Raw genomic sequence first — 9917 nt, 5'->3', positions numbered from 1 at the left:
GAGTCCCGTCCACTCCGCCAATAAGAAAAAATAACAGTTTAAATATGCGCTGGAGTGGTAGTTCAGTTGGTTAGAATACCGGCCTGTCACGCCGGGGGTCGCGGGTTCGAGTCCCGTCCACTCCGCCAACTATTTAAACAATGTTATATTACAAAATTTGTATGCTGGAGTGGTAGTTCAGTTGGTTAGAATACCGGCCTGTCACGCCGGGGGTCGCGGGTTCGAGTCCCGTCCACTCCGCCAACAAATTAAGTAATAACAAGTATAATGATATCTCTGCGGAGTGGTAGTTCAGTTGGTTAGAATACCGGCCTGTCACGCCGGGGGTCGCGGGTTCGAGTCCCGTCCACTCCGCCATTTGATATCATGATTAAAATTAGTAAGTGCATTACCCCATGCACATACCACTGCGGAGTGGTAGTTCAGTTGGTTAGAATACCGGCCTGTCACGCCGGGGGTCGCGGGTTCGAGTCCCGTCCACTCCGCCACTTGTTATTTCCTCAATAACAAGTTTATGATTTCAAACACTCAACACACTCAACACACTCAACACACTCAACACACTCAACACACTCAACACACTCAACACACTCAACACACTCAACACACTCAAAACACTCAAAACACTCAAAACACTCAAATAGTTAACTTTTTTCCTGCGCACCATTTTTGATATTGATTTGTATTACCATTTGCTTTAATTTGTTTTAATACTATAAAAATTATGGCTTTCTATGTCTGCACCACAGGCCTATCAACGCAACAAATTTGATTTTGATATTTTAGTTGTTGAAGACGATACATTACTTAATGATCAAATTACTGAATTACTAGCTAACCAAGGGTACTCTGTTACACAGTGTTTTGATGGTAATCATGCACTTGATTTAGCAGTTGCTCAGCGCTTTAGCCTTATTTTATTAGATGTTATGTTGCCGGGAAAAGACGGCTTGGCAGTGCTCAATATTTTACGTAGTTGTAATAGCACCCCTGTCATAATTGTATCGGCAAAACATGCTGAAGAAGAGCGCATTCTAGGTCTATCAGCCGGTGCGGATGATTATTTAGCGAAACCCTTTAATAGCCAAGAATTATTATTACGCGTAGATTCAGTACTAAGACGTGTTTTTAAACAAGACACTAATACTCCTTATATTGCTAATATTGATGGACTTGAGATAGATAGCTTACATCAACAGGTTTTTCTACATTGTGAGCTATTAACTTTTACGCCTATTGAGTTTGGCTTACTGCAAATTTTAATGAAAAACCAAGCACAAATACTGTTAAAACCTTTCTTATATCAAGTGGTGCTAAACAAACGTTTTAGCCAGTACGATCGTAGTTTAGATATGCATATGAGTCGTATTCGAAAAAAGTTAAATAATGCTGGCTGGGATGGCAGTCGTTTACACACAGTGCATGGCCAAGGATACTGTATTAAATGACACGACGTCTATTTTGGAAGCTGTGCTTAATTATTGGTACCGGTGTTGTTGCGATGTTCTATTTAATTAATGTCGCGGTTAATCACTTTGAAAATGATATGAGTATGTTAAGTGATTCAAGCCGAACAGAATTAACTGATTGGCAAACAAAGGCTGAGATTATATTTGATCAAGGCGATATGAGCGAGCTTGAGCGTTGGGTCGATAACTTGCAGCAACAAGAAAATATTTGGGCTGTAATTGCCAAAGCGAATGTGGTTGAGTTAGCTGGTAATCGCTCTCATCGTTATGAGTATACCGGGTATAATTTAGGGCGTAGCATTGATTGGAAAATCCATCTGTACTTCGACCGTGCACCGGCTATGCAGTTACCTTTTAAAGATGGTACAACTAGCCTTGTTGTGCAGTTGCCGCAAAGAATGCGTCCGGGGTCGCTTTGGAATTTAACACGCTTGTCGTTACAAGTTTTATTACCAATGTCTATATTGGTATGTTTATCTATTGTGTTATATCGTCATATCATGCATCCAATTAAAGAACTCGACTTAGCAAGTAGGGCATTTAGTAAAGGAGACTTTAGCGTCAGGGTTCGGGAGCAGTTGGGCTCACGTAACGACGAACTGTCTCAATTAGCTGAAACATTTGATTTAATGGCTGAGCGGATCAGTGAGCAAATTATGCACCAACGTGTATTATTAACGGATCTCTCCCACGAGTTGAGAACACCTTTAACACGCTTAGATATCGCAACGGATAACTTACTCTCTCACAGGGAGGAGGGCGTAGAGGACACACAAATTAAATTAGAACGTATTCATAAAGAGTCACAGCACATTCGTAAGTTAGTGGATGACACGCTAACTTTGTCTTGGTTAGATAATGAATCACCTCAGTTACGTATTGAACCTTTGGACTTAGTCGATTTACTCGAAATCCTCATTGAAGATGGACGTTTTGAGTACCCAGATAAACTGATTTCTGCTGACTTACCTAATCAAGCTCATATTGAAAACAGTAATCATAGGGCATTAGGTCAAGCACTTGAGAATATACTTAGAAATGCACTACGTTACACACCCATTAATAAACAAGTGCGCGTTAGTCTCATTGATCATGAATATGAATATCAAATTATTATTTCAGATCAAGGCCCTGGAGTGCCTAAAGAGCATTTAAATACTATTTTTAGGCCTTTCTTTCGGATTGATTCAGCCCGTTCGTGCAACAGTGATAGTTTTGGTTTAGGGCTTGCTTTAGCACAGCGACAATTAAACGCGATCGCAGCAACAGTATTTGCTACAAATAGCATTGCCGGTGGCTTAATCATGACGGTAACAGTACCTAAAGGTGTATAAAATTATATTTATTATTGTTAATACATCCAATTAATGAATAATTAAATCAGCATCTTAATTAATCCTATAGCTTAAGTAGGTTTCATTTCTGTGTTTTATTCACGCTAAATGTAACAAATGTAAAGTTGCTATGCTTTTTCTTAAAAGAAAATGATAATCCTTCTTATTTACCATTAAGAAGGAACGTTCCCCTTGAAAAAGTTAGCCTTAGTGAGTGCCATTTGTACATCATTCAGTTCACCTATATCCGCGCAAGAACTTGCTAAAAGTAAAGCATCTGTTGAAAAAATATCTGTAGTTGGCTCTGCAACTAATTTGAGTATTACAGCTGAAGAAATAGAACAATATCAAGCAAGTGATCTGGCTGATATTTTTCGACATTCACCTTCTGTTAGCGTGGGTGGCTCGGTAGGCGTTGCGCAAAAGATCTATATTCGTGGTGTTGAAGATTCTTTATTAAATATAACGGTTGATGGTGCACAACAAACATCAACGTTATTTCATCATATTGGCCGTGTAACAATAGATCCAGACCTACTGCAACAAATAGATGTACAAGCGGGGGCCGGTGAAGCAACAAGTGGTCCTGGTGCGATTGGTGGCTCTATACGCTTTAAAACTAAAGACGCACAAGACCTACTTAACCAAGGTGAACAATTTGGTGGGCGTGTTAAAGCAAGTTATTTTTCAAATGACGGCACGCGTTTCAGTACCAGTGTATACGGTAAATTAAGTGATACATGGGGGTTATTAGGATATTTCAGTACTGTGGATCGCGATAACATGGAAGATGGTGATGGCGATACTATTTATGGTACAGCTGCTGATCAAAATATGATGTTTATTAAAGTCAGTGGTGAGTTAGCAGATAATCATCATTTATCGTTAAGTATTGAAAAACGCGACGAAGAAGGGGATTTTTCGGCACGTCCTAACTGGGCGGTGCAAGAAGGTGATGCTTTGTACCCAAGCGAAGCAAAACGAGATACTTACGTTGCTAATTATATATTTTCTCACAATAACTTATTGTATTTAGAGGCGACAGCATACAAAACCGAATCATCTTTTAATGGTGGTCGTTTTGCTTGGCTTGCTGACATTGATACATATGGCTTAGATATTCGTAATACAAGTATTATTGATGAACATAAATTTATTTATGGTGTTGATTATAGAAACGATGAGGTGTCGAGCGGATCTGCAGCAGGTACAAAAGAAAATGCAGAACAAGGCAGTGTACTTGGGATTTATGCGCAAGGTTATAGTGATATTACCCCACAACTTTTACTGAGCTATGGGGTGCGTTTTGATAGTTATAAGTTTAAACAAGACATCTTATTAGATGAATATTATGGCACTGCAATTACAGAAAGTGCATCGAGTTTAGACGATAGTGAAGTAAGTTTTAATATAGGTTTAGCATACGACATAAATGATGCTTGGACAGTAGGGCTTGGGTATGCTGAAGCTGCGCGTGGAAAACAAATAGGCGATGGCTTTACCATCGATGGATATTTATATGATGGCTCAGATATTCCCGTGGCGGATGAAAGTTTAGTACCTGAGACAGTCGCCAATATTGAGGCATCCATAACGTACACAAGTGAAAATTTATCCGCTAAGGCCAGTATTTACAATTCTTCTTTAGATGATGTGATATTTGAAGGATATGAAGGAGACTCGGTTTATAACAATATAGGCACGTTAGATACTAAAGGGTTTGAGTTTGACCTAGCATATCGCTTAAATTCATTTGATTTCTTCATTGGATTTTCAGCTACTGATACAGAGCTTGACCTTCGTAATGGTCTATATACTGTAAGCTATGATGCAATTGATATTAATGGTTATGAGTTTGTCGGTTTAGGTAATAGCAGAGGTAATACATGGGTTGCCGGCGTTGATTACGATGTTAACACCGATGCAAAGGTTGGTTTTAGTGTAACTAAAGTCGATTCGCTTGATATTGATACTCTTCATCAAGCCGTTGATCTTGGTTGGACCGATTCTTTATATACCCTAAATAAACCAAGCTATACCACTTTTGATCTATATGGACAGTGGAATGTGACGAATTCATTATTATTGAATGTTGCTGTTACTAATTTATTTAATGAGTTATATATCGATCATTCAAGTGTGGGTGATTACAGTGAAGTATTTGGTACTGTTGTTGGTCCATACGAATCTGGGCGCGATATTCGCTTATCGATTTCCTACCAGTTTTAAGAATAAGTAACTTATTTTATGTTCTTAAAACTATTTAAAAAGTGGGTCTTTTGGGCCCACTTAATTATAGGTCTAATCGCCGGTTTATTTATTTTTAGCATGTCGTTCACGGGTTTTCTATTAACCTATGAACGACAGATTGTTGAGCTAGATGAAATGCGATTTACTGTAAATAACACCTATGTTCAACAGCGACTATCGGCTGATGATGTTGTGGATATTTTGCGAAAATCGCATCCGAGTCAATCACATATTTATATTCGTTGGGTTAATCGAGAAGGGGCTGCCATTCCTGCCTGGGCTGGAAAGCATAGCTACTTATTACACCCTTATACAGGAGACGTGCTTCGTGAAGGAGAGGGGTTGGCGGCTGACTTTTTTCACGTTGTAACTGATATACATCGTTATTTATTACTGCATGGCGATTCGCAGGTGATTGGTAAAAATATAAATGGCTACGCTAATCTATTTTTTATCTTTTTATTACTATCGGGTGCTTATCTGTGGTTACCAAAGCGATTTAACCGCTCTGCGTTAAAAGGATACTTATTACTAGCAAAGAGTTACAAATCATCACATCATCGAAATAGGCAGTGGCATTTAGTTTTTGGGATTTGGTGTTTACCGGTTTTACTCGTTTTGTCATTAACGGCTACTTTGTTTCATTTTGACTGGGCGAATAAAGCGTTATATGGCGCGTTTGGGCAAAACGTACCCGAGCGAGAAAAGCATCTACCAGTATTCGATTTATCGGCAGATGAAGTACTGTACGATACTTTATTTCAACAAGCTAAAGTACATGCAATTAACAATGGTGCCGCTGATTGGTATTCAATGTGGTTAGAATTAGGTGACAAAAAACACGAAGCACGTTTTTATATTGATACCAGTATAGGGAATCGTCAAGAATATGCGTATTCATTATTTTTAGATACTCGCACGGGGGATGTAACTAAAACGCTAAAAAAATCGGATTGGACGCGAGGTGATCAAGCATGGGGAACATCTCGATTTTTACATACCGGTGAATACTTTGGTTTTTTAGGGCAAACATTAGCTGGTTTGGCATCATTGCTCGCATGTTTTTTAGTGTATACAGGCATAGTTTTAGCATGGAAGCGATTGATAACTAAGCGCTAATTTACACTTTTCGTCGAGTATTTGATTGCTTGAAATGTGCGATTTGATATATAAGAATTGATTTTACACAAAAAAGCCAGCGCATTAGGCGCTGGCTTTTAGTATTCAAATGCTTACTTAGTTAAGCAGCATCAGCTTCTTTTTTAACGCTATTTCGTGCTGCTTTGCCTGCAAGTAAATCAGCAGGGTCAAAGTCATCAACGTTAATAACATCTAAACGAGATTGCTCAACGGCAGCTAGTTTATCAGCCTCTGCTTGGCTTAATATACCGGCTTCAAGTCCCATTTGCGCTACTTTATCAAGCTGGAAGAATGGCAGTTTAAGGCCTTTCTCTTTACATACTCTTTCAAATAATGGCTCAACGTCTAGGATGTCTTTAAGCGTTTGCTCTTGACGACCCACAAGGTTAAGCGGCTCATTTTTTAAGTATACGTAGCTTGCTAAGCGGTTACGCGTTTCACTAGGTACTTGTAATAGTTGCGCAAGTTTATGCTCAAGCTGGTCAGTTGGTTTACGAACCGGGCGACCAAACGGGAATAACAATACTTTTAACACGGCACGTAGTGGAGCCGAAGGCATGTTATTAATTAAATCAGCAAGTGCACGTTGGCAATGGTAAAGGTGATCTTGGCAACTCCATTTTACTAGAGCAAAATCTTCTTTTTTACGGCCTTCGTCGTTGTAACGCTTAAGCGTTGCAGATACTAAGTATAGGTAACTAAGTAAGTCACCTAAACGTGCTGAAATACGTTCTTTACGTTTAAGTGAGCCACCAAATACTGCCATGCTAATGTCAGACATAAGAGCAAGTGATGCACTAAAGCGCGACGCTATACGGTAAAATTCAGCGGTTTCGTCGTTGTACGGCACACTTGTAAAACGAGCGCCAGTCAGTGCAAGCCACTTAGTACGGACAAGGTTCGACATAGTAAAACCAATGTGACCCATTAGCGCTTTATCAAATACGTTAAGCGCCTCTTCGCGGTCTTCAATTTCGCACGCACCTAGTTCGGTAAGTACAAATGGATGACAGCGAATTGCACCTTGACCGTAAATAATCATATTACGGGTCAAGATATTTGCACCTTCAACGGTAATGGCAATAGGTGCACCTTGATAGCCACGACCTAAATAGTTATTTGGCCCAAGCATGATGCCCTTACCGCCAAGTACATCCATTGCATGAATAGTTGCATCACGCATTTGCTCTGTCAGGTGGTATTTAATAATGGCAGAAACAACTGATGGCTTTTCGCCTAAATCAACCGCACCTGTAGACATACTAACCGCAGCATCAGAGCTGTAGGCGTAACCAGCAAGTTTTGCTAGTGACTCTTCAACACCTTCCATTTTACCAATAGGTAAACGGAACTGGCGACGAATGCGGCTATACGCACCCGTTGCAACGGCAATCATTTTAATGCCGCCAGCAGAATTTGACGGCAATGTAATTGCACGACCAACCGATAAACACTCAACCAGCATGCGCCAGCCTTGACCAGCCATATCTGGACCACCAATAATATAATCAAGTGGTACGAAAATGTCTTTACCGCGAGTAGGACCATTTTGAAATGGTACGTTTAGCGGGAAATGTCGACGACCAATTTCAACTCCAGGAGTGTCCGTTGGGATAAGTGCACAGGTGATGCCTGGCTCTTTATTGTCGCCAATTAGGCCATCTGGATCTTGTAACTTAAACGCAAGACCAAGTACGGTAGCAACTGGGGCAAGTGTAATGTAACGCTTATTCCACGTTAAACTAACACCCACAACCTCTTCACCATTCCATTGCCCTTTACATACCACACCGTAGTCTGGAATTGAGCTTGCATCAGAGCCCGCTTCTGGCGAAGTTAACGCAAAACATGGAATTTCTTGACCGCTCGCTAAGCGCGGTAAGTAATGATCTTTTTGCTCTTTTGTACCATAGTGTTGTAATAATTCACCTGGGCCTAAAGAGTTCGGTACACCAACAATTGACGAAAGTAATGTTGATTTACTTGTTAGTTTTTGAAGTACACATGACTGTGCAAATGCAGAAAACTCTAAACCGCCGTATTCTTTTTTGATGATCATGGCAAAGAATTTATTATCTTTTAGATATTGCCATACATCTTGAGGAAGGTCGGTTAGCTCGTGCGTTGCTTCCCAATCGTCCAACATGCTACATACTACTTCAACAGGGCCATCAACAAAGGCTTGCTCTTCAATAGTAAGTTTAGGAACTGGGTATTGGTGAAGTTTTTTCCAATCTGGGTTACCGCAAAATAAGTCAGCTTCCCACCAAGTTGTACCGGCATCAATAGCTGATTTTTCAGTATCAGACATGCTTGGTGTTACTTTTTTGAACACAGCAAAAATAGGTTTGATAATATATTGCTGACGAAGGCCAGTAACAGAAAGAGGAACCGCGATGATCAAAAAGATCAACCAGCTAATTAAACCAAAAGCACCCGCAAAGGTACCAATTAGTAAAGTTATAGCCAAAACACCAAGTGCTGTGTTCCAACTTGCTCTGTGGTAAACCGCAGTGCAAAGCAACGCGATTAGAACCAGTGTAAATATGAGTGTCATTTTTATTCCTTAATAGAGGTCAGACCACCTCATTTAGAGTAGCGCTAGTCACAGTAATTTTCAAGTACATAACGATGTTAAATTGTAGTAGAAAGTAACTTAAATACGATATTTACTTACCCGATAGAGGGAGGCTTAATAACTATCGTATAGTCAAAGCATTAGCCGTAAGCAGTGTTAACGTAAAAATAAATAAATCTAATAGCAAAATGACACTTTTTAAGTAAATATAGCCGTTATAGCGGGCTGCAAATTAGTGTACGCTTAATACACAAATATAACGCTATTTATTTTAATGTATGGTTTTTGAGGGTTATTTTATTAATGTGTGAATTGCTTGGCATGTCAGCCAATGTGCCTACTGATATCTGTTTTAGTTTTTCAGGTCTTTTAGAGCGTGGCGGAAACACCGGCCCGCATAAAGATGGTTGGGGTATTACGTTTTACGAAGGTAAAGGCTGTAGAACCTTTAAAGATCCGCAGCCGAGTTATCAATCTGAAATTGCAAAGCTCGTTAAAGCATACCCAATTAAAAGTGTCTCGGTTGTTAGCCATATTCGCCAAGGTAACCGCGGTAGAGTATGCCTTGAAAATACTCATCCTTTTACGCGAGAGTTATGGGGGCGTGAAATCACTTACGCTCATAACGGGCAGCTATCTAATTATCACGATTTAAAACCACAGTACTATCGCCCAGTAGGTAACACCGATAGCGAACTCGCTTTTTGTTGGTTGCTTGATAAAATTCGCGAAAAATACCCAAAGCGTCCAAGTAATATGGCGTCGGTTTTTAGATACGCGGCCAAGCTTTCGCAAACTCTGCGCGAAAAAGGGGTGTTTAATATGTTATTGACCGACGGGGTGTTTGTTTTAGCGTATTGCACTAATAACTTACATTACATAACGCGCCGTGCGCCATTTGGTAAAGCAACATTGATTGATGCCGACATGGTGGTTGATTTTCAACAAGAGACCACACCAAACGATGTAGTAACAGTTATAGCTACAAGGCCTTTGACGAATGATGAGCGTTGGCAAAAAATGGAGCCGGGGGAATTTGCATTGTTTAAAATGGGTGAGCTAATTTAGCCCACCTATTTTAAATATTAGGACCTGTTTATCTTTAGAGGTTGAATTTGCAGCAGACTGTTTGGTATTTAGGCAAGG

Annotated in this window: 6 protein-coding genes and 4 tRNA genes; 9 read left to right on the top strand and 1 reads right to left on the bottom strand. The window is 40.0% G+C overall.

Annotated elements, in window-relative coordinates; translation table 11 throughout:
* Positions 1–51: 51 nt before the first annotated feature.
* The 8 genes from DO88_RS15535 to DO88_RS15570 all read left to right on the top strand — a co-directional run bounded on the left by DO88_RS15535 (position 52) and on the right by DO88_RS15570 (position 6172).
* Positions 52–128: transfer RNA gene (locus DO88_RS15535), tRNA-Asp, on the top strand.
* Between the two features lie 38 nt (positions 129–166).
* A tRNA-Asp gene (locus tag DO88_RS15540) sits at positions 167–243 on the top strand.
* Between the two features lie 37 nt (positions 244–280).
* Positions 281–357 (top strand) — tRNA-Asp (locus DO88_RS15545).
* Positions 358–411: 54 nt separating this feature from the next.
* Positions 412–488 (top strand) — tRNA-Asp (locus DO88_RS15550).
* 246 nt (positions 489–734) lie between these two features.
* Positions 735–1448 (top strand): response regulator transcription factor, encoded by a 714-nt coding sequence (locus DO88_RS15555; protein WP_007378009.1) that lies wholly within the window; start codon positions 735–737, stop codon positions 1446–1448.
* Entirely contained in the window at positions 1445–2803 is a 1359-nt protein-coding gene (locus tag DO88_RS15560) for a histidine kinase sensor domain-containing protein (protein ID WP_033038131.1), read from the top strand. The genes DO88_RS15555 and DO88_RS15560 overlap by 4 nt, the downstream gene beginning before the upstream one ends.
* Positions 2804–2995: 192 nt before the next feature.
* Positions 2996–5032, top strand: coding sequence for a TonB-dependent receptor domain-containing protein (locus tag DO88_RS15565; RefSeq protein WP_033038129.1), 2037 nt, complete (start codon positions 2996–2998; stop codon positions 5030–5032).
* 18 nt (positions 5033–5050) lie between these two features.
* On the top strand, positions 5051–6172 hold the full coding sequence (locus DO88_RS15570; RefSeq protein ID WP_033038127.1) for a PepSY-associated TM helix domain-containing protein: 1122 nt from the start codon (positions 5051–5053) through the stop codon (positions 6170–6172).
* Between the two features lie 121 nt (positions 6173–6293).
* Here DO88_RS15570 and fadE read toward each other — a convergent pair whose 3' ends face one another.
* Positions 6294–8750 carry an acyl-CoA dehydrogenase FadE gene (fadE, locus tag DO88_RS15575; protein ID WP_033038125.1) on the bottom strand — a complete coding sequence of 819 codons (2457 nt, stop codon included), beginning with the start codon at positions 8748–8750 and terminating at the stop codon, positions 6294–6296.
* Between the two features lie 324 nt (positions 8751–9074).
* Here fadE and DO88_RS15580 point away from each other — a divergent pair, with 324 nt between their 5' ends.
* On the top strand, positions 9075–9839 hold the full coding sequence (locus DO88_RS15580; RefSeq protein WP_033038123.1) for a class II glutamine amidotransferase: 765 nt from the start codon (positions 9075–9077) through the stop codon (positions 9837–9839).
* The last annotated feature ends 78 nt before the right edge of the window (positions 9840–9917 follow it).

This window comes from Pseudoalteromonas sp. S3431 (genome assembly GCF_000690035.1).
Taxonomy (GTDB): Bacteria; Pseudomonadota; Gammaproteobacteria; order Enterobacterales; family Alteromonadaceae; genus Pseudoalteromonas; species Pseudoalteromonas fuliginea.
The sequence above is the reverse complement of the archived record's forward strand: the minus strand, read 5'-3'. Positions and strand labels throughout refer to the sequence as shown.

Coding starts and splice junctions, on each gene's coding strand:
- DO88_RS15555 (WP_007378009.1), top strand. CDS start 735: ATGTCTGCACCACAGGCCTATCAACGCAACAAATTTGATTTTGATATT.
- DO88_RS15560 (WP_033038131.1), top strand. CDS start 1,445: ATGACACGACGTCTATTTTGGAAGCTGTGCTTAATTATTGGTACCGGT.
- DO88_RS15570 (WP_033038127.1), top strand. CDS start 5,051: ATGTTCTTAAAACTATTTAAAAAGTGGGTCTTTTGGGCCCACTTAATT.
- fadE (WP_033038125.1), bottom strand. CDS start 8,750: ATGACACTCATATTTACACTGGTTCTAATCGCGTTGCTTTGCACTGCG.
- DO88_RS15580 (WP_033038123.1), top strand. CDS start 9,075: ATGTGTGAATTGCTTGGCATGTCAGCCAATGTGCCTACTGATATCTGT.